Consider the following 22527-nt stretch of genomic DNA (forward strand, 5'->3'; position numbering starts at 1 on the left):
AACAATTTTTGGGAAAACCCCCGCATCTTCGGATGCGGGGGTTTTCTGCGTTTAGGGTCGGGTTATGCGCCATGACCTCGTGATCTTCGACAACGACGGTGTCCTCGTGGACAGTGAGCCGATCTCCAACCGGCTCCTGGCCGCCTATCTGACCGAGCTCGGGCACCCCACCTCCTACGAGGACTCCCTGCGTGACTACATGGGCGCTGCCATGCACCGCGTACATGATCTGATCGGGGAACGGACCGGGCAGCGGTTGCCGGAGGACTTCGACGACGTGTTCCACGGGCGGGTTTTCGCGGCCTTCGAGAAGGAGTTGAAGCCGGTGGCCGGCGTCGAGGAGGTGCTGCAGAAGCTCACCACCGACGCTGTGCCGTACTGCGTGGCGTCCTCCGGAAGCCATGAGCGGATCCGAGTGGGGCACCGGACGACCGGGCTCGACCGGTGGTTCGACGAGGGGCGCATCTTCAGCTCGCAGGACGTCGGGCGCGGTAAGCCGGCTCCCGACCTGTTTCTGTACGCGGCCGAGCGGATGAGGGTCGCGCCCGAGCGGTGTGTCGTCGTCGAGGACAGTCCGCTGGGGGTGCGGGCGGCCGTCGCTGCCGGGATGGAGGTGTACGGGTTCACCGCGATGACATCGGCCGACAGGCTCGCGGGTGCCACTCAACTCTTCTCCGACATGGGCGAGTTGGCTGACATGCTGCTCTGACATTTGTCATGTCGGGGACCGGATGATCGTTCCTACCGGCGATCCGGTGCCGACCGTGATGCTGGGTGCATGACGACGAACCCCGGGAATTCCAAGGGAAGCGACACCAACGGCCCGAGCGTGCTGCGGAACTTCGCGCCGTTGCTCCTCGACGTAGCGGTGCCCCTCGGGGCGTACTACCTCCTCAAGAACGGCCTCGGGATGAGCACCCTGGTGGCGCTCGGCCTGAGCAGCGTCGTCCCGGCCGTGCGGACCGGGTGGGGTGTGGTGAGGTCCCGTGAGGTCAACGGGCTGGCCGCGCTCATCCTCCTCGTGAACGTCGTCTCGCTGCTGCTCGGTTTCGTGGCCGGTGACCCACGGCTGATGATCGCCAAGGACAGCGCGGTCAGCAGCACGATCGGGATCGGCATCATCGTCTCCGTGGCGGTCGGCAAGCCGTTGATGACCGCAGGTATGAAGCCCTGGGTGGTGAAGGGGGACGCGGGCCGGGAGGCCGCCTGGGCGCGGCTGCATGCCGGGTCGGCGCGGTTTCGGCGGGCCGAGCGGGTGTTCTCGCTGGTGTGGGGGGTCGTACTGCTCGCGGAGTGTGTGGTGCGGGTGGTGGGGGTGTACACCCTGCCGGTGAACACCATGGTGTGGCTCGGCAATGTGATCATGGTCGTCGCCATGGGAGTGGGCTTCGTGGTCGGCGGCGCGCTGGGCGCCGGTCCGATGGCCGCGATGGTCGTCGCGGAGGCGAAGGCGGGGGCGGGGGCGGGGGACGAGAAGCAGGCGGGGTCGCGGGCGGGCGCCGGTCGCTCGGGTTCGTCTCTCGGGAACGGTCTCGTGACCACCGGTCTCGTGACCGCCGAGTAGAGCTGAGGAGAATTCATCTTTGGCTGGATCTACCCACGAGTAAGCCGGGGCCCTACGCTCGCCGCCATGACAGATGTGCTGCGGCGCGGCAGGGCCTCGTTGGCGTTCAGCTTCTTGGTGCAGGGTGTCGCCTTCGCGCTGCTCGTGACGAGGATCCCGGCCATCCAGAACCGGTACGGAGTCTCCGACGCGCTGCTGCCCGCGTTCCTGGCCGCCGTGCCGGTCCTCGCCGGGGTCGGGAGCGTGACGACCGAGCGGCTGGTGAAGCGGGTACCGCCGAGCCGGCTACTGCGGTGGTCCCAGCCTGTGGTGCTGCTGGCGCTGCTCGGCGTCGGGGCCGGGGAACGGATGGTGGAACTCGGGGTCGCGCTCGCGGCGTTCGGGTTGGCCGTAGGGGTGCTGGACGCCTCGATGAACATGCTCGGAGTGAGCCTGCAGCGGTCGTACGGGCGCAGCATCATGCTCAGTTTCCACGCGGCCTACAGCCTGGGCGGGATCGTCGGGGCCTCGTTGGCCTGGGTGGGGGCGCACTGGCAGCTGGCGTTGTGGGTGTCGTATCTGCCGGTCGTGCTGGTGCTGCTGCCGGCTGTGCTGGTGGGGAGCCGGTGGTACGTCGACGACCGGGGTGCGGCATCCGTGGCGGAGGACCAGGCCGGGGAGGGCGGGGTGGTCGTCTTCAAGTGGCTGCTGCCGTTGTGTCTGGTGATGACGGTCGCGTACATCGGGGACTCGACGGTCTCCAACTGGAGTGCCAAGTATCTGCAGGACGTGCTGGGGAGCTCGGAGCAGATGGCGACGGTGCCGTTCAACGTGTACATGGTCACCACGCTGCTGGGGCGGGCGATCGGGGACTTCGGGGTGCGGCGGTTCGGGGCGGTCGCGGTGGTGCGGGGCGGTGCGCTCGTGGCGGCGGGAGGGTTCGCCGTGGTGGCCGCCGCGCCCGGGGCATGGGTAGGGATGCTGGGGTTCACGCTGCTGGGGCTGGGGTTGTGCGTGCTGGTGCCGCAGACGTTCGCGGCGGCCGGGCGGCTGTTCCCGGGGGCTTCGGATGCGGCCGTGGCGCGGCTGAATGTCTTCAACTATGTGGGGTTCCTGGTCGGTTCGCCGTTGGTCGGGGCGCTCGGGGACCTGTGGAGCTACCGCGGGGCCATGCTGGTGCCGATGGTGTTGGTGCTGGTGACGCTGGTGTACGCCCGGTCGTTCGGGGCTCAACCGGACCGATACGGTGGCGGGCATGAGCGGCCGCGCACAGCTGATGTGGGACGAGGCAGTAACGGGCTATGACTTCGGTCCGGGGCATCCGATGGACCCCGTCCGGCTCGCCCTGACCCGGAAACTGGTCGACGCCTTCGGGCTGGACCGTGAGGTGGACGTGGTCGCCGCGAGGGCGGCCGGGGAGTCGACGCTGCGGCTCGTCCACCGGCAGGACTACATCGGGGCGGTGAAGGCCGCGTCCGCGGATCCGGGGGCGGCGGACCAGTCGTACGGGCTGGGGACGATGGACGATCCGGCGTTCGCGGGGATGCACGAGGTGTCGTCGCTGATCGCCGGGCAGTCGGTGGGGGCGGCGGAGGCGGTGTGGCGGGGTGAGGCGCTGCACGCGGTGAACTTCGCGGGCGGGCTGCACCACGCGATGCCGGGCGGTGCGTCCGGGTTCTGCATCTACAACGACGCCTCGCTGGCGATCGCGCGGCTGCTGGAGCTCGGGGCGGAGCGGGTCGCGTACGTCGACGTCGACGTGCATCACGGCGACGGGGTCCAGGCGGCGTTCTGGGAGGACCCGCGGGTGCTGACGATCTCGTTGCACGAGCATCCGCGGACGCTGTTCCCGCAGACCGGGTGGCCGGAGGAGACCGGGGCGGACACGGCGGAGGGCTCGGCGGTGAACGTGGCGCTGCCTGCCGGGACGGGGGACGCCGGGTGGCTGCGGGCGTTCCACGCGGTCGTGCCGGAGCTGATCGCCGACTTCCGGCCGCAGGTGCTGGTGACGCAGCACGGGGCGGACACGCACTTCGAGGATCCGCTGGCGCATCTGGCGGTGTCGCTGGACGCGCAGCGGGCCGTGCAGGTGGCCTGTCACGACCTGGCGCACGAGTACGCCGACGGACGCTGGGTGGCCCTGGGCGGGGGCGGATACGCGGTGGTGGACGTCGTGCCGCGGTCCTGGACGCATCTGGTCGCGATCGCGGCGGGGCGGCCCGTGGAGCCGGAGGCGATGATCCCGGAGGCGTGGCGGCAGGACGTGTTCGCGAGGACGCGGCAGTTGGCCCCGGCACGGATGACGGACGGACGCCGGCCCGTCTCCTGGTCCGGCTGGGAGGAGGGCTACGACCCGGCGGACCGGCTGGACCAGGCGGTGCTGGCGGCCCGACGGGCGGTGTTCCCACTGCGGGGGCTGCTGGCGTGAGGGGGCGCCGGCGGGCGTAGGCCGGCCGTGCGGTGTTCGTCGGTTCCCGGGACAGGCTGCGTTCCGGTCACGCACGATCTTCTTGTGCTGACCACCGAAGCCCTGCGTGCGCACCTGGTGGGCGCGCGGCTCGCCGGGACCGTGGCGACCTCGCGGGAGGAGAGCCTGCGCAGTTACCGGCTCTTCGCGGCCCGGGACCCCCGGGTGCTGCTCGGGATCGATCCCGAAGGTGCCTGGAGGCAGCCGGAGTTGATCGAGCTGATGGCGGACCGGTGTGGTGTTTCGGCCGATTCCCGGCAGGTTTCCGGCCAGGATGTGATCGATCCGGAGCGGACCCTGGCGGCGCTGGACGCCTTCGCGGAACGCCTCGCCGAGGCGGCATGGCGGGGTGCTCCCGTGCTTCTCGGCACCGGGCACCCGCACCGGCTGCTCGGTTTCTACGGCGCTCTGGCAGACGCCCTGTCGGCGGCGGGATGTGCCGTCCTCACCCCCGCGCAGGGTCGCCGTATCGACATAACGACCCGGTTCGGTCTACGTACGTACAACCTCGACTACGTACGAGGAGTCGCGCTGGTGCGGACCCCCGGCCTCGAACGCCCCGGTTGTGAGCCCGGCGCACATACGCACTCACCTCTCCCGGTTCGTACCGTACTGGCCGCTTGCGCGGAGGCCGGCGGACCTCTGCCCGAGCTGGTGATCGGGGACCACGGGTGGGTCTGCGGGGCAGGTCAGCTGGGGTTCGAGGCCATCGGGCCGGCCGACACGGACGACCCGGCGCTGTTCGTGGGGGAGGCCGAGGGGTCCGTCTCCGTCGTCGTTCCACTTGATGACGGCGTGCGGTCCGATTACTACCTGCCGCTTACCCGCTACGTACTCAATCGGGCGTGTCTGTCACAGTAGGCCGCCGATGGGTGCACCTCTTCCCCACTCGCATCACTGGCACCTACATTGGGGAGTGAGCACGCAGCGACGAAGAGTCACCGGAAGGGGAAGCCGGTGGCCGTCGAGTGCGGAAGGTTCAGGTGTGTCATGGCTGCAGCTGGCGAGAGGCCTCTGAACGAGGTTCAGTTCCTTACCGTGGCGGAAGTCGCCTCGGTGATGCGAGTGTCGAAGATGACCGTGTACCGGCTGGTGCACAGCGGTCATCTGCCCGCGATCCGTGTGGGGCGGTCCTTCCGCGTCCCGGAGCAAGCGGTTCACGAGTACCTCCGCGAGAGTTACGTGGGGGTGGAAACCGCCTGACGGCAGGGCCGGGGGGACCCCCACAGGGCACTTGGGGATCCCCCCGGCCTCCTCGATTACGACCTCAGCGCTCGGACGGGTAGGCTGGCCCCTCGTAGGTCGTATGGGCCCATGGCGCCCAAACACCGAGTGATGAGAAGTGAGCGAGGGTAGTCGTGGGCTCTGTTATCAAGAAGCGGCGCAAGCGGATGGCGAAGAAGAAGCACCGCAAGCTGCTCAAGCGCACGCGCGTTCAGCGTCGCAACAAGAAGTAAGTTCGCGACGCGCACGCCGCGAGAGCGTTGCTGTGGCCCCCCACCACCGGTGGGGGGCCACACGCATATGTGCGCCGCCCGGCGGCACGCGGGCCCGCGCTCCTGCGTCCGGCTGGCTTCGGTCACTTCACGCATCGGGCGGTCATCACAGGGCAACAACAACCCGCTAAGTTGGCCCCACGGGGGAACGCGGCGGGGACGAGAGGTTCTGGAAGGAAGGCGCTGATCTTGGGCAAGGTCGTGCTCGTGACCGGAGTGGCCCGCCAGCTGGGGGGCCGGTTCGTCCGGCGGATCCAGCGGGACCCCGACGTCGACCGCGTCGTCGCCGTGGACGCGGTGCCGCCCGAGCACCATCTGGGCGGTGCGGACTTCGTCCAGGCCGACATCCGGCAGCCCGGCATCGCGCGGGTGCTCGCCGAGTCGGGCGCCGACACGATCGTCCACCTCGATGTGACGGGCACGCCGCTGGGCAGCGGCAACCGGGCCTCCCTGAAGGAGACCAACGTCATCGGCACCATGCAGCTGCTCGGTGCCTGCCAGAAGTCCCCGGCCGTGCAGCGGCTGGTGGTGAAGTCCAGCACGAACGTCTACGGCTCCGCGCCCCGCGACCCGGCCGTGTTCACCGAGACGACCCCGCCCAAGTCCCTGCCCAGCGGCGGCTTCGCGAAGGACACGGTCGAGGTCGAGGGCTATGTCCGCGGCTTCGCGCGCCGCCGGCCCGACGTGGCCGTGTGCGTGCTGCGGTTCGCCAACATCCTGGGCCCGACCGCGGACACCCCGCTCGCCTCGTACTTCGCGCTGCCGGTCCTGCCGACCGTGTTCGGCTACGACCCCAGGCTGCAGTTCGTGCACGAGGACGACGTGATCGAGGTGCTGCGGCTCGGCTCGCACGAACCCCGGCGGGGCACGCTCAACAGCGGCACCTTCAACATCGCCGGCGACGGTGTGCTGCTGCTCTCGCAGTGCTCCCGGCGCCTCGGACGCCCCACCGTGCCCCTGCTGCTCCCGGCCGTCACCTGGGCGGGCTCGCTGGTGCGTACGCTGGGGATGACGGACTTCTCGCCCGAGCAGATCCGGCTGCTCACGCACGGCCGGGTGGTGGCCACGGGCCAGATGCGCGAGACGCTGGGATTCCAGCCCAAGTACACGACCGCGGAGACGTTCGCGGACTTCGCCCGCAGCCAGGGCCCCGGACTCCTTCCGCCGGAGGCCCTCACGGGGGCCGTCGACCGGATCGCCGGCCTGCCCCTCGCGGGCGGCGGACACTCCCCGACGCAGAGCGCCAACTGAGGAGCGCATCAACGATGGCGGACGCCAAGGTCATTCCGTTCGACGACGACCGGTCCCGGGGGAGCGCCGCGCAGCGTCCCCAGCGGCGCCGGAGCGCCGGGAACCGCCGCCCGGGCGCGGAGTCCGTGCCGGTACGTGAGGTGCAGCCCCTGCCCACCAGGGCTGTTCCGCAGGATGATGTTCCTGTGACTTCTGAGGAACAGCCGCCGGAGCCCGCCCGGGACGGCGGGGGCGGGCTGGAACGACGGATCGCGGGCGGCCTGTCCTTCCTGCGCCGCCGCCTCACCGGGGACTACGACGTCGACGACTTCGGCTACGACGAGGAACTCACCGACCAGGTCCTGATGTCGCTGCTGCGCCCGCTGTACGAGACGTACTTCCGGGTCGAGGTGAAGGGCGTCGAGAACATCCCGTCCGAGGGCGGTGCCCTGATCGTCGCCAACCACTCCGGGACCCTGCCGATGGACGGCCTGATGATGCAGGTCGCCGTGCACGACAACCACCCGGCGGGCCGGCATCTGCGGCTCCTCGCCGCCGACCTGGTGTTCATGCTGCCGGTGGTCAACGAGCTGGCCCGCAAGCTGGGCCACACCCTGGCGTGCGCCGAGGACGCCTCCCGGCTGCTGGAGCAGGGCGAGCTGGTCGGGGTGATGCCGGAGGGCTTCAAGGGACTCGGCAAGCCCTTCGCGGACCGCTACAAGCTGCAGCGCTTCGGCCGCGGCGGTTTCGTCTCGACGGCGCTGCGCGCGGGGACGCCGATCGTGCCCTGCTCGATCGTCGGGGCCGAGGAGATCTACCCGATGATCGGCAACGCCAAGACGGTCGCGCGACTGCTGGGCTTCCCGTACTTCCCGATCACACCGACGTTCCCGTGGCTGGGGCCGCTCGGGGCGATTCCGCTGCCGACCAAGTGGACGATCCAGTTCGGCGAGCCGATCCCCACGGACGGCTACCCGCCGGAGGCGGCGGAGGACCCGATGCTGATGTTCAACCTGACCGACCAGGTCAGGGAGCAGATCCAGCACACGCTGTACAAATTGCTGGTGCAGCGGCGGTCGGTGTTCTTCTGACACCGGCGTTCGCAACACCCCGGCGGTCGGTGTTCCTCTGAGTCCGTCTGCCGCTGTCCGCGTACGGCTTCGGGGCGCCCCTTGCTGAAGGGGCGCCCCGAAGCCGTCTTCTAGTCCGCGTCCTCGCCGTCGATGCCCAGGCCCGGCAGGAGACCGGGCAGGAGGGGCGGGAGTGTCACATCCGGCTCGGGGACGGGTGTGTGGGCCTCCGCCGAGGGGGAGGTGCTGGTGGCGTTGTCCTTCGGCGGGTCGAGCAGGCCGCCGGTGCTGCCACCGAGCAGGCCGTCGCTGTCGTCACCGGAGCCGGCCGAGCGGCTGGGGCTGCCGCTGCCGGTGCCGTGCTCGTCGCTGTGCCTGCCGCCGCTGTCGCCGGGACGGGTCGAGCGGCCTGTGCTCGAGGAGCCGCTGGGAGCCGACTCGGAGACGCCGTGCCGCTTGCCGTCGCCGCCGCTCGTGGCCGGGGGCTCGGGCAGCAGGGAGCGCAGCGGGGCGACGTCCTCCTCTATGGCGTCGAAGACGGACGACACCTCCCGGCTGACGTCCCCGAGCTGGACGGGCAGCCGATCGCGCAGTTCGCCCCAGGCCTCGCGGTGGGAGCGGGAGAACGCGGACAGGGCCTGGATGGGGCCCAGTGAGTCCGGGTCGTGCTCGTACGCCTCGCTCAGCAGCCGGTGGCCCTCCGACGCGTCGTGCCGCATGCCGGACAGGGCGCGGCGGATCTCGCCCAGGGACTCGTGGTCCAGGGGGCCGCTGCGGCCTCGCTCCATCAGGCGGCGGGCTTCGCTGAGCCGGGTGGAGGCGTGGTCGAGATAGACCCGGCCGCGCTCGTCCGCCCCGTCGGCGAGGCCGAGCTTGACGTCCTCGATGCCGCGTTTGAGGCCGTAGAGCGAGTCGCCGGGAAGGGCGTCCGAGCTGGCGGCGGAGACTCCGCCGAAGGCGCTCGCGGCGACCCCGACGCTGAGTCCGCCCGCGGTGAGGCCCTTGGCGAGCCGGGAACGCGGACGGAGCTTCTTCAGTGAACCCGCGCGATGTGCCCCGCGGGCCCGGGACCGCTGTCCGGGGACCGCGCTGTCCGTCGCCCCGCCGCCCGCGGTGCCCTCCTGGAGCATGGCCTCGAAGGCGGCCACCAGCTGGGCCCGCTGGACGACCTTGACCTCCGGGTCGAGCTCCGGCTTGGGCAACGCGCCGAGCTCCGAGGCGAGCGCCAGATGGCGGGCCTGTTCGCTCGTCTCCGCGGTGGCCGGGGCAGGTGCCGATCCTTCGGGCTGCTCGGCCGCCGAACCCTGCTCGGACTGCTCCTCGAGGGCCTGGGCGAAGGCGTTCGCCCGCCGGTGCGCCGATACGTTCGCGATCACTGGCGGCACCTCCTCTCGTCATGACGGTCGACTCCCCAGGGGGTCCTGAGGGTTGCACACCCTGAGCACGACCACACGATCGAGTGACCGGAGCCGGCCAGGGGGTGACCACAGGGAGCCTGCATTCCGCACAACGAGCGGCGTGGCACATGGGTTACGGACTCCGGCTCATCGGATGCCGAAGGCAACGGACTTTCACGTTCCGTGAGTTGGGTGTCGCCGAGCGTGCCGCCCGGTCAGCGGGCGTCTTCCGGGAGCAGCCGGGCGAGGGTGCGCACGGCCCGGTACTGGAGGGTCTTGATGGCGCCCTCGTTCTTGCCCATCACCCGGGCGGTCTCGGCCACGGAGAGGCCTTGGAGGAAGCGGAGCGTCACGCACTCCTGCTGCTGGGGGTTGAGCCGCCGTACGGCGTCGAGCAGGGCGGCGTTGGAGAGGGACTCCAGGACGGAGTCCTCGGGGGAGCGCTCGACCTCGTTGGCGTCGAGCATCTCGCCGGTGGTGACCTCCAGGCGGAACCGGCTGGACTTGAAGTGGTCCGCGACGAGGTTGCGGGCGATGGTCACGAGCCAGGCGCCGAAGTCGCGGCCCTGCCAGGTGAACGTGCCGATGCGGCGCAGGGCACGCAGAAAGGTCTCGCTGGTGAGGTCCTCGGCGGTCGCCTTTCCTCCGACCCGGTAGTAGATGTACCGGTAGACGGTGTCGCTGTACTGGTCGTAGAGGCGGCCGAAGGCATCGGACTCGCCGGCCTGAGCGCGCTCCACGAGGTCCATCATCCGGGCGCTGTCGCTGTCAGCGGCAGGCCGGCGTGCGGTGGCCGCGCCGGAAGGGCGCCCTCGTCTGCCGACCGCGGCGCTGCCGTCGGCCAGTGCGTAGCAAGGGCCTACGGGCGCGGCGGTGGCGAATGCGGGGACGGCGTACGCGGTGGGGACGAAGCCGCGCAACAGGTCTTGGACCGTTGCGCGCAGCGTAGCCAGGCCCGAGGCGTCAACCCCGACGTGTGGGTACACGGGACTCCCAGAGGCAGAGCTTCCATCACGTGCAGTGCGGGACCTTTCACCCGTCGTAGCGACGGAGGGGTACCGGATTGCGTCTGAGGAGAATAACGCTTCGTACAGGCGCTGCTACACCGAGTTGCTCAAATCATCGGTTACGTCGCTTCCGTAACCGATTGACGCCGGATCAAGTGCCAGTGCGTGACCGGTTGTTGATCGGAAAGCTTCGGATTGCGGCTGAGTGCAGGGCGTGTTGTGGCCGTGTGCAGCCAAGAGGACTGGAGAGGAGGTTGTGGGGGTACGCCAGTTGGATTTACGGCGATTGTCAGGCCGCAAACTTCCGTGTCCCGGTTTGATCAGGTGGTCAGCGGCGGCGTCGGTGCAGGGCGATGGCGGCCGCCGTGCCGCCCGCGACGGCGCCGACGCCCGCCGCGGCCGGGATGCCGACCTTGGCCGCCTTGCGGCCCGTGCGGTAGTCGCGCAGGCGCCAGTCCAGCTGCCGGGCGTGCTTGCGCAGCTTGCTGTCCGGGTTGATGGCGTAGGGGTGGCCGACCAGGGAGAGCATCGGGATGTCGTTGTGCGAGTCGCTGTAGGCGGCGCAGCGGCCGAGGTCCAGGCCCTCGGCGGCGGCCAGGGCGCGGACGGCCTCGGCCTTCGCGGGGCCGTGCAGCGGTTCGCCGACGAGTTTGCCGGTGTAGACGCCGTCGACGGACTCGGCGACCGTGCCGAGGGCGCCGGTCAGGCCGAGGCGGCGGGCGATGACGGTGGCGATCTCGACGGGGGCGGCCGTCACCAGCCACACCTTCTGGCCGGCGTCCAGGTGGGCCTGGGCGAGGGCGCGGGTGCCGGGCCAGATGCGCTCGGCCATGTACTCGTCGTAGATCTCTTCGCCGATCGACTGCAGTTCGGCGACGCGGTGGCCCTGGACGATCGACAGGGCCGAGTCGCGGGCCTCCTGCATGTGCTCGGGGTCCTCGACCCCGGCGAGGCGGAACCACGCCTGCTGCCAGGCGAACTTCGCCAGCTCGCGCGTCTCGAAGAACTTCCGCTTGTACAGGCCCCGCCCGAAGTGGAAGAGGGCCGCGCCCTGCATGACGGTGTTGTCCAGGTCGAAGAAGGCGGCGGCCCGGTCGTCGCCGTGCACCGGGAACTGCGGTTCCTCGGTCGTGCCGGCGGCTTCCTGTGTGGACTTGCGGGCTGCCTCCGCCGAGGCCTCGCCTGCCAAAACGCTCCGCGCCGTGGCGGAGCGCCTACGGGGAGTGAGCCATCCGAGAGCGGCCATGGCGTGAGCATAGCCAGTTTGTTCGGGGGTTCCGGAGTCGGAAGGTTGGGGGCGTGTGAACTCTCGGCAAGCATGTCGTCAAAAGACGCCGCGCGGGACGAAGGCGGTCGGCGTGTCCCCGGGGCTTTCGCGGGGGTTCCGCTTGTCCGCGGGCGCGCGACAATGGCCGACATGAGTCCCCTCTTCCGTCGCAGGCCCTCCGGTGACCGGCTCGTCACCCTGATCCGCAAGCCCGGCTGTCATCTGTGTGATGACGCACAGGTCGTTGTGGAGAAGGTGTGCGGTGATCTCGGAGTCCCCTGGGAGCAGAAGGACATCACCGAGGATCGGGAACTGCACGATCAGTACTGGGAGCAGATCCCGGTCGTGCTGGTGGACGGCAGGCAGCACACGTTCTGGCGTGTGAACGAGGACCGCCTGCGCAAGGCGCTGACCGACTGATCCCGCCCCGGTGAGCGACTGACCGATCAGTCCAAAGGGGCCGTCGGGTCGCTTAGGATCGATGGTGGCTTGGTCTCGGGGGCGGGATTCACTGAGGAGAGTGTGCGGTTTTGCCCCCAGAAGACAAGGAACGGTGGCGCCCAGGCGCCAGTTCCCTGCGCGTGCGCCGGGGGCGCGTGACCCCGGTCACGTTGGCCGGGCAAATCGGACACCATCTTTGTGCACGCGTTCACAAAGACATAGCCTGCATTCGACGGGGCGGTCATGTAGGGACGTATGACCGCCTACAGCCCCGCTCTACCCGCAGGAGCACCGTGGCAACTGGCCGAACTCACCGACCGGCGACCCGCAGCCGAGGGATTCCCGAGGCCACCGTCGCCCGGCTTCCGCTGTACCTCCGCGCTCTGACCGCGCTGTCGGAGCGCTCGGTGCCCACGGTCTCCTCCGAGGAGCTCGCGGCCGCCGCGGGGGTCAACTCCGCGAAGCTGCGCAAGGACTTCTCCTACCTCGGCTCCTACGGGACCAGGGGTGTCGGCTACGACGTCGAGTATCTCGTGTACCAGATCTCCCGCGAACTGGGGCTCACCCAGGACTGGCCGGTCGTGATCGTCGGTATCGGCAACCTCGGCGCCGCCCTCGCCAACTACGGCGGGTTCGCCTCCCGCGGCTTCCGCGTCGCCGCGCTGATCGACGCCGACCCGGCCATGGCCGGAAAGCCCGTCGCCGGCATCCCGGTGCAGCACTCCGACGACCTGGAGAAGATCATCCAGGACAACGGCGTGTCGATCGGTGTCATCGCCACCCCCGCCGGTGCCGCCCAGGCGGTCTGCGACCGGCTCGTGGCCGCCGGCGTCACCTCCATCCTGAACTTCGCGCCGACCGTGCTGTCCGTCCCCGAGGGCGTCGACGTGCGCAAGGTCGACCTCTCCATCGAGCTGCAGATCCTCGCCTTCCACGAGCAGCGCAAGGCCGGGGAGGGGGCCGCCTCCGACGGTGGCGTCCCCGCCGCCGCCGCGCGCAGCGACTCCGCCGACCAGGGACCCGACGGGGACATGCCCGCCGTGATGCCGGCATGAGCCTCCTCGTCGTCGGACTCAGTCACCGCAGCGCCCCGGTCAGCGTGCTGGAGCGGGCCGCGCTGAACGCGGACGCGCAGGTCAAGCTGCTCCAGGACACGGTCGCCGCCGAACCGGCCTCGGAGGCCGCGGTGCTCGCCACCTGCAACCGCATCGAGCTCTACGCCGACGTGGACAAGTTCCACGCCGGTGTCGCCGAGCTGTCCACCCTGCTCGCGCAGCACAGCGGGGTCGGCCTCGAGGAGCTCACTCCCTATCTCTACGTGCACTACGAGGACCGGGCCGTCCACCACCTGTTCTCGGTGGCCTGCGGGCTGGACTCGATGGTCGTCGGCGAGGGGCAGATCCTCGGACAGATCAAGGACTCCCTGGCCCGGGCGCAGGACCTGCACTCCGCGGGCCGCCTCCTGAACGACCTGTTCCAGCAGGCCCTGCGGGTCGGCAAGCGCGCCCACTCCGAGACCGGCATCGACCGCGCCGGCCAGTCCCTGGTCACCTTCGGCCTGGAGCAGCTGGCCCGGGGCGGGGACGTACAGCAGTGGGCCCGGGGCAAGAGGGCCCTGGTCATCGGGGCCGGGTCGATGTCCTCCCTGGCCGCGGCCACGCTCGCGCGGGCCGGGGTCGCCGAGATCGTCGTCGCCAACCGCACCTTCGACCGGGCCGAGCGCCTCGCCGAGATCCTCATGGAGGGCGACGACACGGACGTGGCGGCCCGCGCGGTACCGATGGAGTCGGTGCCGGCCGAGCTGACACGTGCCGACGTCACCGTCTCCTGTACCGGCGCGACGGGCCTGGTCCTGACGGCCCAGTCCGTCGCCGAGGCGGTCGTGGGCCGTGAGCCCGCGTCGTCGGCCATGGCCGGCGAGGGTGGGCCGGGGGTGCCGGGCGGCCGGTCCGCAGCCGCGGCCGGAGCGCAGCGCGAGGGCGCGCCGGGCGCCGGCACCGGCAGCGAGGACGGCTGCCCGCTGGACCTCTCCGCGGTGCAGGGCACCGCCGGGTTCTCCGTGCTGGGCGAGGCCGCCGTGGCCGGGATGGCCGCGGCCGACCTCGAACAGCACGCGGCGTGGGTGGACAACGGCTCGGTGGGCGGCGACCGGCGTGCCGCGGGCGGTACGGCCCGGCCGGGACAGAGCGGCACGCTCGACCCGGCCGCGGACACCGACGCCATCGCCGCGCTCGCCGCGACCGTCGCCGCCGTCGGGCGGATCCCCGAGCGGCGCCGGCCCGAGCCGGTCGAGGAACCGCAGCGGCCCGAGCCCGTGCTCTTCCTGCTGGACCTCGCGATGCCGCGCGACATAGACGCGGCCGTGCACCGGCTGGCCGGGGTGCGGCTGGTGGACATCGAGTCGCTGGCGGAGGCCTCCGCGGGCGCTCCGATGGCTGCCGATGTGGACCAGGTCAGGCGTATCGTCTCCGACGAGGTCGCGGCCTTCGGGGCAGCCCTGCGGGCCGCGCACATCACGCCGACCGTGGTCGCCCTGCGCACCATGGCCGCCGACGTCGTGGCCGGCGAGATCGCCCGGCTGGACGGGCGGCTGCCCGGTCTCGACGACAAGCACCGAGCGGAGATCACCCAGACCGTGCGGCGCGTGGTCGACAAACTGCTCCACGCGCCGACCGTGCGGGTCAAGCAACTCGCGGCCGAACCCGGCGGCGCCGGGTACGCGGACGCGCTGCGGACCCTGTTCGACCTCGACCCCGAGACGGTGGCCGCCGTCTCCCGGGCCGAGGACAGCACCACCGAGAAAGACCGAGGGCCGGCATGAACGACACGCGTGAGCCGCGGGGGCGCGCCGGCGCCGAGGGCACGAGCGCGCGGAGGCCCGAAGGGCTGAGCACGGTCGGGTCCTCGGCACCGGCTGAGGCGCCCCAGCGGGGACCGGATGCACAAGGGGCGCTACGGCTCGGTACCAGGCGCAGCAGGCTCGCCATGGCCCAGTCCGGGCAGGTGGCGGAAGCCGTGAGCCGGGTGACCGGGCGGCCCGTCGAGCTCGTCGAGATCACCACGTACGGTGATGTCTCGCGCGAGGCGCTGGCCCAGATCGGCGGCACCGGCGTATTCGTGACCGCCCTGCGCGAAGCGCTCCTCAAGGGCGAGGTCGACTTCGCGGTGCACTCCCTGAAGGACCTGCCGACCACGCAGCCCGACGAACTGGTCGTGGCCGCCGTGCCGGTGCGCGAGGACCCGCGGGACGTGATCGTCGCCCGGGACGCGCTGAAGTTCACCGACCTGCCCTCAGGGGCCCGCATCGGTACGGGTTCGCCGCGCCGCATGGCGCAGCTCAACGCGTACGCCCGCAGCCACAACCTGGACATAGCGACGGTCCCGATCCGCGGCAACGTCGACACCCGCATCGGGTTCGTGCGCAGCGGGGAGCTGGACGCCGTCGTGCTCGCCGCCGCCGGACTCAACCGGATCGGCCGCGGCGACGAAGTGACCGACTTCCTGTCGGTCGACACGGTTTTGCCCGCCCCCGGCCAGGGGGCCCTGGCGATCGAGTGCACCGCGGGCAACGCGGACCTCATCGCCGCGCTCGCCGAACTCGACGACCCGTTCACGCGGATCGCCGTGACGGCCGAGCGATCACTGCTCGCCGCCCTGGAAGCCGGTTGCAGTGCCCCTGTGGGGGCGCTGGCCGACCTCCTGGCCGACGGGCAGATTGTCAAGGAAATGCGCCTGCGCGCCGTCGTCGGGACCACCGACGGCACGCGCATGGTGCAGCTGTCCACCACCGGTCCCGTGCCCGAGACGCACGACGGGGCAATGGCGCTCGGTCGCGAACTCGCCGCCGAGATGCTCGCCCAGGGCGCGGCCGGTCTGATGGGGGAGCGAGCACATTGAGCCCCACCAACCTTTCCGCCGGTCCTGAACACGGGCACGTCACCTTCCTGGGTGCCGGACCCGGAGATCCGGGACTGCTTACTCTGCGCGCCGTGGAGGCGCTGGCGAGCGCGGACGTACTCGTCGCCGAGCACGAGGTGCTCGACGTCGTACGTCAGCACGCCAGGCAGGGCGTCTCCGAAGTGCACACGGACCCGGATCCTTCCCAGGATCCGGCGCCGGGCACAGGAGCGCCCCAGCTGACGGTAGTTGACGGCACGTCAACCGCCGTCGCCGCCCCCGCGGTGCGGGATGCCGCACATCTTGTCATGGAGGCCGCACGGGGTGGCAGGCGGGTCGTACGTGCGGTGTCCGGGGACCCGGGCCTCGACACGTACGCCGCCGAGGAGATGCTGGCGTGCGCCGCCGCGGGGGTGCCCTTCGAGGTCGTCCCCGGCATCGCGAGCGCCGTCGGTGTGCCCGCGTACGCCGGTGTGCCGCTGCGGGACGCGCAGGGCGCGGACGTGCGGTTCGTGGACGCGCGGACGGCGTCGGACCGGTGCTGGACGGAGGTCGGGGCGTCGGACGGCACGGTCGTCGTCTCCACGACGCTGGACTCCGTCGCGGCGGCCGCCGGCGAGCTCGTCTCCGCCGGGCGCAAGCCGGACACCCCGATGACGGTCACCGTCGCCGGTACGACCACCCGGCAGCGCACCTGGACCGCCACGCTCGGCACGATCGCGCAGACGCTGAAGCAGGCCAAGGTGCTGCCCTCGCCGGAGGGCGGCCGACCGGTGATAGCCGTGGTCGGTGAGCGTTCCGCCGCCGCCCAGCGCGACCAGCTCGCGTGGTTCGAGTCCAAGCCGCTGTTCGGCTGGAAGGTGCTCGTGCCGCGGACGAAGGAGCAGGCGGCGTCGCTCTCCGACCAGCTGCGGTCGTACGGGGCCGTGCCGCACGAGGTGCCGACGATCGCCGTCGAGCCGCCGCGCACGCCCCAGCAGATGGAGCGCGCGGTCAAGGGGCTCGTGACGGGCCGCTACGAGTGGATCGCCTTCACCTCGGTGAACGCGGTCAAGGCCGTGCGGGAGAAGTTCGAGGAGTACGGGCTCGACGCGCGTGCCTTCGCGGGCATCAAGGTCGCGGCCGTGGGCGAGCAGACGGCGAACGCGCTGATCGCGTTCGGTGTGAAGCCGGACCTGGTGCCGAGCGGTGAGCAGTCGGCCGCCGGTCTGCTGGAGGACTGGCCGCCCTACGACCCGGTCTTCGACCCGATCGACAGAGTGTTCCTGCCGCGTGCCGACATCGCCACGGAGACGCTGGTCGCAGGGCTGATCGAGCTCGGCTGGGAGGTCGACGACGTCACGGCCTACCGGACCGTGCGGGCCTCGCCGCCGCCGGCGGATACCCGTGAGGCGATCAAGGGCGGCGGTTTCGACGCCGTTCTCTTCACCTCGTCGTCCACCGTGCGGAACCTGGTCGGCATCGCCGGCAAGCCGCACAACGTCACGGTGATCGCCTGTATCGGCCCGGCCACGGCGAAGACCGCCGAGGAGCACGGGCTGAGGGTGGACGTCATGGCTCCCGAGCCGTCCGTGCACAAGCTGGCGGAGGCCCTGGCCGACTTCGGCGCGAAGCGCCGCACGGCGGCCTTGGAGGCCGGCGACCCGGTGACGCGGCCGAGCGAGCGGCGGCCGGGGGCGCGGCGGAGGCGTTCGACGACCTGAGCGATACCGGGCCTATGACTGCCGGCGCTGCGGCTATGCGGGTGTGACCGCGTGGCCGTAGCGCAGCAGGTTGTCCGGGTCGTAGACGGCCTTGTCGTGGCGCAGGCGTGCGTAGACCTCCGGGGTCCAGGCGCGGGCGCGGTCCTGGTCGTCGCCGGGGGTGCCGTGGATGTTGACCATGGTGCGGCCCGTGCCGTACGGGGCCATGGCCGTGTAGAGGCGGCGGGTGGCCTGTTCGACGGCCTCGGCGACGGGTGGGGCGGGCATGATCCCGACCGACTCCATGAAGTAGCGGGCGTCGCGGGAGCAGACGGCGTCCTCGACGGCCGACGGGCGGGACAGCGCGCCGCCCATGTGCCGCAGTGAGGCGACCAGCAGCGGGTGCTCGACGCCGGCCGCGGGGCCGACCTGCTCCAGGAACGTGTCGACGGCCTCGGGGGGCAGGTCGCGCAGGAGCATGCAGCACTCCCGCGCCGGGAGCGGGTCCTGCGGTTCCATGTGGATGCGGTCCATGTCCGCGTGGTCCATCTCCTCGACCAGGTCGACGGCCACGGGAGCGGCGTTTCGCAGAGGGGCGATCTGTGCCTCGCCCTCGGCCGGGTCGCCCGGCCACGCGATCGCGACCCGGGCCCAGAAGCCGCCACGCAGGGGCTCGGGGATCTGGGGGATCGGCGGCAGGCGCAGGACGGAGAACATGCTGCACATCGCGTCCGGGACGGTGAGGGTCCAGTCCTTCCAGGCGCGCAGCAGGGCCTCCGTGTGCTCGGCGTGGCAGTACAGGCCGCCGCCGTAGAGGCGTGGCAGGGGGAGCAGTTCGGTGACGAGCGAGGTGACGATGCCTACGTTGCCCTTGCCGCCGCGCAGTGCCCAGAACAGTTCCGGTTCGTGCTGGGGGTCCGCCTCGCGCAGGTGCCCGTCCGGGGTGACGACCTGGAAGGAGCGAACGAGGTCGGCGGCGTAGCCGTAGGCCCTGCCGAGGACGGGGAGGCCGCCGCCCAGGGTGTAGCCGACGACGCCCGCGTCCGTGGACGTGCCGCACAGGCCCGCCAGTCCGTAGGGGGCGGCCGCGGCCATGACGTGGCTCCACTTGGCGCCGGCGGCGATGGTTGCGGTGCGGGTGGTGGGGTCGACGTGGACATCCGTCATGCGGGACGTGTTGATCAGCAGGCCGTGCTCGATCGGGAAGTTGGCGCCGTGACCGGTGGCCTGGACGGCGACGGGCGTGTGGGTGGCGTGCGCCCAGCGCATGGCGGTGACCATGTCGTCGGGGCCGGTGGCTCCTACGACGACGTCCGGGGTGTGGAGGGCGGCCAGGTTGAAGCCGGTGACCTCGTCGGCGTAGGCAGGGTCACCGGGGCGCAGGACCGGGCCGTGGATCTCCGAGAGGGCGAACAGGTCGGGGGTGTGGGGGTGGGCGGTCATCGCGTCCTCCGTGGGGCGTACGGAGGGACGGCGGCGGTGTGGGGGCCGTCGGGGTCCTTGTTGTTTCAGGATGGACCTGGGGGGCGTCGGGCGCATCGCGGGGCGCTGCGCGTGCTCGCCCGGGCCGACAAGGAGTCGGCATCGGGGGGTTTGGGGCGGGCGTAGCGTAGAGGGCATGACGACGTACGGATCTTTCCCCGGTACTCGGCCGCGGCGGTTGCGGACCAATCCCGTGATGCGTCGGATGGTCGCCGAGACCCGACTGCACCCCGCCGATCTCATTCTCCCGGCCTTCGTGCGGGAGGGCGTCAGCGAGCCCGTGCCGATCGCGGCCATGCCGGGGGTCGTGCAGCACACCCGGGACAGTCTGAAGAAGGCCGCCGCGGAGGCGGTCGCGGCGGGGATCTCCGGGATCATGCTGTTCGGCGTGCCGGAGGAGTCGAAGAAGGACGCGCTCGGGACGCCCGGGACCGACCCGGACGGGATCCTCCAGGTCGCCCTGCGGGACGTGCGGGCCGAGGTCGGCGACGACCTGCTGGTCATGTCCGACCTGTGCCTCGACGAGACCACCGACCACGGGCACTGCGGCGTCCTCGACGACCAGGGCCGGGTCGACAACGACGCCACCCTGGAGCGGTACGCCGAGATGGCCCAGGTGCAGGCCGACGCAGGCGCCCATGTCGTCGGGCCCAGCGGGATGATGGACGGACAGGTCGGGGTCGTCCGCGACGCGCTCGACCAGATCGGGCGGGAGGACGTCGCGATCCTCGCCTACACCGTCAAGTACGCCTCCGCCTTCTACGGGCCCTTCCGCGAGGCCGTCGGCTCGTCGCTGCAGGGGGACCGCAAGACCTACCAGCAGGACCCCGCGAACATCCGGGAGTCGCTTCGGGAGCTCGCCCTCGACCTGGAGGAGGGCGCCGACATGGTGATGGTCAAGCCGGCCGGGCCCTACCTGGACATCCTCGCCCGGGTCTCGGACGCCGTGGACGTGCCGGTCGCCGCCTACCAGATCTCCGGCGAGTACTCGATGATCGAGGCCGCCGCCGAGAAGGGCTGGATCGACCGGGACCGGGCGATCCTGGAGGCTCTGACCGGTATCCGGCGGGCCGGTGCGCGCAGCATCCTCACCTACTGGGCCACCGAAGTGGCCCAGAAGCTCAAGGATCAGTAGGACAGCGCGTCGTCCATCTCGCGCAGCCAGTAGGTGACCGTCAGCGTGCTGTCGTAGTACACGCCCTTGGCCGGCAGGGCCGGGATCGCCGAGGGGCCGCCGTCGCTGTTCGGCGTGCGGCCCTGGAAGCCGACCGTGAGCTTGTGGCTGGTGGTGCCCCACTCGCCGCTGCCGTCGGCCGCCGACAGGGAGACGCCCGCGTAGCCGGACTCGCCGGGGGCCAGGGTCACCACCGCCTGCGGCTGGGAGTCCTCGATCGGCTGCGGCGCCCACTGCATCTCGTCGAAGCGCAGCATCGGGTAGTAGGTGAGGTCGCACGTCTTCGAGCCGGTGTTCTTCACCGTGAGCAGCATGTGGTTGACGGGGCGGCGGACCGGCCGGGCGGTGACGGTGGTGTTGGAGCCGTTGCAGGAGACACGGGTTGCCGTGGCGCCCTTCGAGCCCTTCTCACCCTTCCTGCCGGTGTGCGCGGTCTGTGTGTCCGTCTCCCGCTTCTCCGCCGCCTGTGCGGCCCTCACGCCGCTGGTGCCCGCGGTGCCTTCCGTGGCCTGACCGCTGCTTCCGCTCGCGGCCGGCTGCGTCGCCGGGACGGTCGCCGAGGCCGGCTCGGGGTGCGCGGCTCCCTCGTCCTTCGGGCCCGTCCCGTCCTGGCATGCCGTCAGGGCGAGGGCGGCCAGGAGGGCGACGGGGAGGGCGCGGTACTTGCGCATATCTTGCGTTTCCTTTCGGACAAAGGCGGTGGGTAAGCAGGCCCGGGTGGGTCGCGCTGCCGGTGGGCCGGGAGCGGCGTGCTTGGATGAGCAGAGCTTGTGCGGTGATCCGTCCCGGCCGCCAGACCAGGCGGGAGATCAGGGACGTTGGAACGCCCGCACACGCTCTGACCAGGGAGAACAGTCATTCCCTGGAACGGGGGAACGGGACACGGGGCATGGAGGGGCAGTGTCGGAGGGCACGACCGCGGCGGAATTCGCCGCGCTGCTGGGGGAATTGAAGGAGCGCTCGGGGCTGAGCTACGGAGTGCTCGCCAAACGGCTCCACATGAGTACGTCGACCCTGCACCGGTACTGCAACGGGGATGCCGTGCCGACCGATTACGCGCCGGTGGAGCGGCTCGCCCGCCTGTGCAAGGCGTCGCCCACGGAGCTCGTCGAGCTGCACCGGCGCTGGGTGCTGGCGGACGCCGGGCGGGCGCGCAAGGGGAGCGGCGGTACGAGGAGCGGCGCTGCGGAAGTGACCTCTGCCGTGGGGGCCGACGTCCTGGCGCCGGACGCGGCCGGGTCCGCGAACGCCGACGCATCCGTGCCGCAGGAGTTCGCGAACGCCGACGCACTCGTGCCGCAGGAGTTCGCGAACGCCGACGCACTCGTGCCGCAGGAGTCCGCGAACGCCGACGCACTCGTGCCGCAGGAGTCCGCGAACGCCGACGCACTCGTGCCGCAGGAGTCCGCGAACGCCGACGCACTCGTGCCGCAGGAGTCCGCGAACGCCGACGCACTCGTGCCGCAGGAGTCCGCGAACGCCGACGCACTCGTGCCGCAGGAGTCCGCGAACGCCGACGCACTCGTGCCGCAGGAGTCCGCGAACGCCGACGCACTCGTGCCGCAGGAGTCCGCGAACGCCGACGCACTCGTGCCGCAGGAGTCCGCGAACGCCGACGCACTCGTGCCGCAGGAGTCCGCGAACGCCGACGCACTCGTGCCGCAGGAGTCCGCGAACGCCGACGCACTCGTGCCGCAGGAGTCCGCGAACGCCGACGCACTCGTGCCGCAGGAGTCCGCGAACGCCGACGCACTCGTGCCGCAGGAGTCCGCGAACGCCGACGCACTCGTGCCGCAGGAGTCCGCGAACGCCGACGCACTCGTGCCGCAGGAGTCCGCGAACGCCGACGCACTCGTGCCGCAGGAGTCCGCGAACGCCGACGCACTCGTGCCGCAGGAGTCCGCGAACGCCGACGCACTCGTGCCGCAGGAGTCCGCGAACGCCGACGCACTCGTGCCGCAGGAGTCCGCGAACGCCGACGCACTCGTGCCGCAGGAGTCCGCGAACGCCGACGCACTCGTGCCGCAGGAGTCCGCGAACGCCGACGCACTCGTGCCGCAGGAGGCCGCGAACGCCGACGCACTCGTGCCGCAGGAGTCCCCCGACGCCGACGCACCCGCGCCGGAACAGTCCGCGGGCCGGCGCCGGCGCCGCGCCGTCCTCGCCGGTGTCGCCGCAGTCGTGGTCGTCGGTGGGGTCGTCGGCCTCGCCGTGGCCGTTCCCTCGGGTGGGGCCGACGACGAGGGGCGGCGCGGGTCGGCGGTGGCCTCCGGCGGTGCCGGAGCACCGCAGAGGGAGGGCGCGGCGGCCTCCGTGCCGCCCTCCGCCGGTTCGTCCTCCAAGGGCAGCGACGACAAGAACAGGGGCAAGGACA

General features: G+C 71.4%; 20 protein-coding genes and 1 pseudogene. 16 read left to right on the forward strand and 5 right to left on the reverse strand.

Going from position 1 to position 22527, the window contains the following annotated elements:
* The first annotated feature begins 64 nt into the window (after positions 1-64).
* The 9 genes from FDO69_RS36180 to FDO69_RS36220 all read left to right on the forward strand — a co-directional run bounded on the left by FDO69_RS36180 (position 65) and on the right by FDO69_RS36220 (position 7827).
* Positions 65-709, forward strand: coding sequence for an HAD family hydrolase (locus FDO69_RS36180; protein WP_104787156.1), 645 nt, complete (start codon positions 65-67; stop codon positions 707-709).
* Positions 710-778: 69 nt separating this feature from the next.
* On the forward strand, positions 779-1564 hold the full coding sequence (locus FDO69_RS36185; RefSeq protein WP_234388246.1) for a VC0807 family protein: 786 nt from the start codon (positions 779-781) through the stop codon (positions 1562-1564).
* A gap of 66 nt (positions 1565-1630) precedes the next feature.
* Positions 1631-2848 (forward strand): MFS transporter, encoded by a 1218-nt coding sequence (locus FDO69_RS36190; RefSeq protein WP_104787159.1) that lies wholly within the window; start codon positions 1631-1633, stop codon positions 2846-2848.
* A complete protein-coding gene (locus tag FDO69_RS36195) occupies positions 2799-3971 on the forward strand; it encodes an acetoin utilization protein AcuC (protein WP_104787161.1) in 1173 nt (390 codons plus the stop codon). Before FDO69_RS36190 ends, FDO69_RS36195 begins: the two co-directional genes overlap by 50 nt.
* A gap of 84 nt (positions 3972-4055) precedes the next feature.
* The gene (locus tag FDO69_RS36200) at positions 4056-4871 is read left to right on the forward strand and encodes a phosphatase (protein WP_104787164.1); all 816 of its coding nucleotides are present in this window, start codon (positions 4056-4058) and stop codon (positions 4869-4871) included.
* A 129-nt stretch (positions 4872-5000) separates the two neighbouring features.
* The gene (locus FDO69_RS36205; protein WP_004984898.1) at positions 5001-5213 is read left to right on the forward strand and encodes a helix-turn-helix domain-containing protein; all 213 of its coding nucleotides are present in this window, start codon (positions 5001-5003) and stop codon (positions 5211-5213) included.
* Positions 5214-5368: 155 nt separating this feature from the next.
* Complete coding sequence (locus FDO69_RS36210; protein ID WP_003948845.1) at positions 5369-5467, forward strand: 30S ribosomal protein bS22; 99 nt, start codon at positions 5369-5371, stop codon at positions 5465-5467.
* 228 nt (positions 5468-5695) lie between these two features.
* The gene (locus tag FDO69_RS36215; RefSeq protein WP_104787167.1) at positions 5696-6757 is read left to right on the forward strand and encodes an NAD-dependent epimerase/dehydratase family protein; all 1062 of its coding nucleotides are present in this window, start codon (positions 5696-5698) and stop codon (positions 6755-6757) included.
* 14 nt (positions 6758-6771) lie between these two features.
* On the forward strand, positions 6772-7827 hold the full coding sequence (locus tag FDO69_RS36220; protein WP_104787170.1) for a lysophospholipid acyltransferase family protein: 1056 nt from the start codon (positions 6772-6774) through the stop codon (positions 7825-7827).
* 110 nt (positions 7828-7937) lie between these two features.
* On the opposite strand, the gene FDO69_RS36225 is transcribed toward FDO69_RS36220, so the two are convergent.
* The 3 genes from FDO69_RS36225 to FDO69_RS36235 all read right to left on the reverse strand — a co-directional run bounded on the left by FDO69_RS36225 (position 7938) and on the right by FDO69_RS36235 (position 11456).
* Complete coding sequence (locus tag FDO69_RS36225) at positions 7938-9182, reverse strand: DUF5667 domain-containing protein (RefSeq protein WP_167526752.1); 1245 nt, start codon at positions 9180-9182, stop codon at positions 7938-7940.
* A gap of 236 nt (positions 9183-9418) precedes the next feature.
* Positions 9419-10189 carry an ECF subfamily RNA polymerase sigma factor, BldN family gene (locus tag FDO69_RS36230; protein ID WP_030840376.1) on the reverse strand — a complete coding sequence of 257 codons (771 nt, stop codon included), beginning with the start codon at positions 10187-10189 and terminating at the stop codon, positions 9419-9421.
* A gap of 349 nt (positions 10190-10538) precedes the next feature.
* On the reverse strand, positions 10539-11456 hold the full coding sequence (locus FDO69_RS36235) for an HAD family hydrolase (protein ID WP_104787175.1): 918 nt from the start codon (positions 11454-11456) through the stop codon (positions 10539-10541).
* 171 nt (positions 11457-11627) lie between these two features.
* Here FDO69_RS36235 and FDO69_RS36240 point away from each other — a divergent pair, with 171 nt between their 5' ends.
* The 5 genes from FDO69_RS36240 (at position 11628) to FDO69_RS36260 (ending at position 17518) form a co-directional block, all read left to right on the forward strand.
* Positions 11628-11897 (forward strand): glutaredoxin family protein, encoded by a 270-nt coding sequence (locus FDO69_RS36240; RefSeq protein ID WP_167526753.1) that lies wholly within the window; start codon positions 11628-11630, stop codon positions 11895-11897.
* Positions 11898-12211: 314 nt separating this feature from the next.
* On the forward strand, positions 12212-12973 hold the full coding sequence (locus FDO69_RS36245) for a redox-sensing transcriptional repressor Rex (protein ID WP_104787181.1): 762 nt from the start codon (positions 12212-12214) through the stop codon (positions 12971-12973).
* Complete coding sequence (locus tag FDO69_RS36250) at positions 12970-14739, forward strand: glutamyl-tRNA reductase (RefSeq protein WP_104787184.1); 1770 nt, start codon at positions 12970-12972, stop codon at positions 14737-14739. Before FDO69_RS36245 ends, FDO69_RS36250 begins: the two co-directional genes overlap by 4 nt.
* Entirely contained in the window at positions 14736-15815 is a 1080-nt protein-coding gene (gene hemC, locus FDO69_RS36255) for a hydroxymethylbilane synthase (RefSeq protein WP_420878570.1), read from the forward strand. The genes FDO69_RS36250 and hemC overlap by 4 nt, the downstream gene beginning before the upstream one ends.
* Positions 15812-17518 carry a bifunctional uroporphyrinogen-III C-methyltransferase/uroporphyrinogen-III synthase gene (locus FDO69_RS36260; protein ID WP_104787187.1) on the forward strand — a complete coding sequence of 569 codons (1707 nt, stop codon included), beginning with the start codon at positions 15812-15814 and terminating at the stop codon, positions 17516-17518. Before hemC ends, FDO69_RS36260 begins: the two co-directional genes overlap by 4 nt.
* Positions 17519-17551: 33 nt before the next feature.
* Here the strand turns inward: FDO69_RS36260 and FDO69_RS36265 are convergent, their stop codons facing one another.
* Entirely contained in the window at positions 17552-18940 is a 1389-nt protein-coding gene (locus FDO69_RS36265; protein ID WP_104787190.1) for an FAD-binding oxidoreductase, read from the reverse strand.
* Between the two features lie 175 nt (positions 18941-19115).
* Here FDO69_RS36265 and hemB point away from each other — a divergent pair, with 175 nt between their 5' ends.
* Positions 19116-20114, forward strand: coding sequence for a porphobilinogen synthase (hemB, locus tag FDO69_RS36270; protein ID WP_104787193.1), 999 nt, complete (start codon positions 19116-19118; stop codon positions 20112-20114).
* Here hemB and FDO69_RS36275 read toward each other — a convergent pair.
* The gene (locus FDO69_RS36275) at positions 20108-20824 is read right to left on the reverse strand and encodes a DUF4232 domain-containing protein (protein WP_104787196.1); all 717 of its coding nucleotides are present in this window, start codon (positions 20822-20824) and stop codon (positions 20108-20110) included. The two genes, hemB and FDO69_RS36275, sit on opposite strands and share 7 nt — an antisense overlap.
* A 229-nt stretch (positions 20825-21053) precedes the next feature.
* On the opposite strand from FDO69_RS36275, the pseudogene FDO69_RS36280 reads away from it, so the two are divergent.
* Positions 21054-21318: pseudogene (locus FDO69_RS36280) on the forward strand (helix-turn-helix domain-containing protein); the annotation flags it as partial.
* Positions 21319-22527: the final 1209 nt, after the last annotated feature.

Source organism: Streptomyces tibetensis, from assembly GCF_007655005.1.
GTDB lineage: Bacteria > Actinomycetota > Actinomycetes > Streptomycetales > Streptomycetaceae > Streptomyces > Streptomyces tibetensis.

Bases quoted from the DNA above. Each gene is read 5' to 3' on its own strand.
- FDO69_RS36180 (WP_104787156.1), top strand. From the start codon at position 65: ATGCGCCATGACCTCGTGATCTTCGACAACGACGGTGTCCTCGTGGAC.
- FDO69_RS36185 (WP_234388246.1), top strand. From the start codon at position 779: ATGACGACGAACCCCGGGAATTCCAAGGGAAGCGACACCAACGGCCCG.
- FDO69_RS36190 (WP_104787159.1), top strand. From the start codon at position 1,631: ATGACAGATGTGCTGCGGCGCGGCAGGGCCTCGTTGGCGTTCAGCTTC.
- FDO69_RS36195 (WP_104787161.1), top strand. From the start codon at position 2,799: ATGAGCGGCCGCGCACAGCTGATGTGGGACGAGGCAGTAACGGGCTAT.
- FDO69_RS36205 (WP_004984898.1), top strand. From the start codon at position 5,001: ATGGCTGCAGCTGGCGAGAGGCCTCTGAACGAGGTTCAGTTCCTTACC.
- FDO69_RS36220 (WP_104787170.1), top strand. From the start codon at position 6,772: ATGGCGGACGCCAAGGTCATTCCGTTCGACGACGACCGGTCCCGGGGG.
- FDO69_RS36235 (WP_104787175.1), bottom strand. From the start codon at position 11,456: ATGGCCGCTCTCGGATGGCTCACTCCCCGTAGGCGCTCCGCCACGGCG.
- FDO69_RS36240 (WP_167526753.1), top strand. From the start codon at position 11,628: ATGAGTCCCCTCTTCCGTCGCAGGCCCTCCGGTGACCGGCTCGTCACC.
- FDO69_RS36250 (WP_104787184.1), top strand. From the start codon at position 12,970: ATGAGCCTCCTCGTCGTCGGACTCAGTCACCGCAGCGCCCCGGTCAGC.
- hemC (WP_420878570.1), top strand. From the start codon at position 14,736: ATGAACGACACGCGTGAGCCGCGGGGGCGCGCCGGCGCCGAGGGCACG.
- FDO69_RS36265 (WP_104787190.1), bottom strand. From the start codon at position 18,940: ATGACCGCCCACCCCCACACCCCCGACCTGTTCGCCCTCTCGGAGATC.
- hemB (WP_104787193.1), top strand. From the start codon at position 19,116: ATGACGACGTACGGATCTTTCCCCGGTACTCGGCCGCGGCGGTTGCGG.
- FDO69_RS36275 (WP_104787196.1), bottom strand. From the start codon at position 20,824: ATGCGCAAGTACCGCGCCCTCCCCGTCGCCCTCCTGGCCGCCCTCGCC.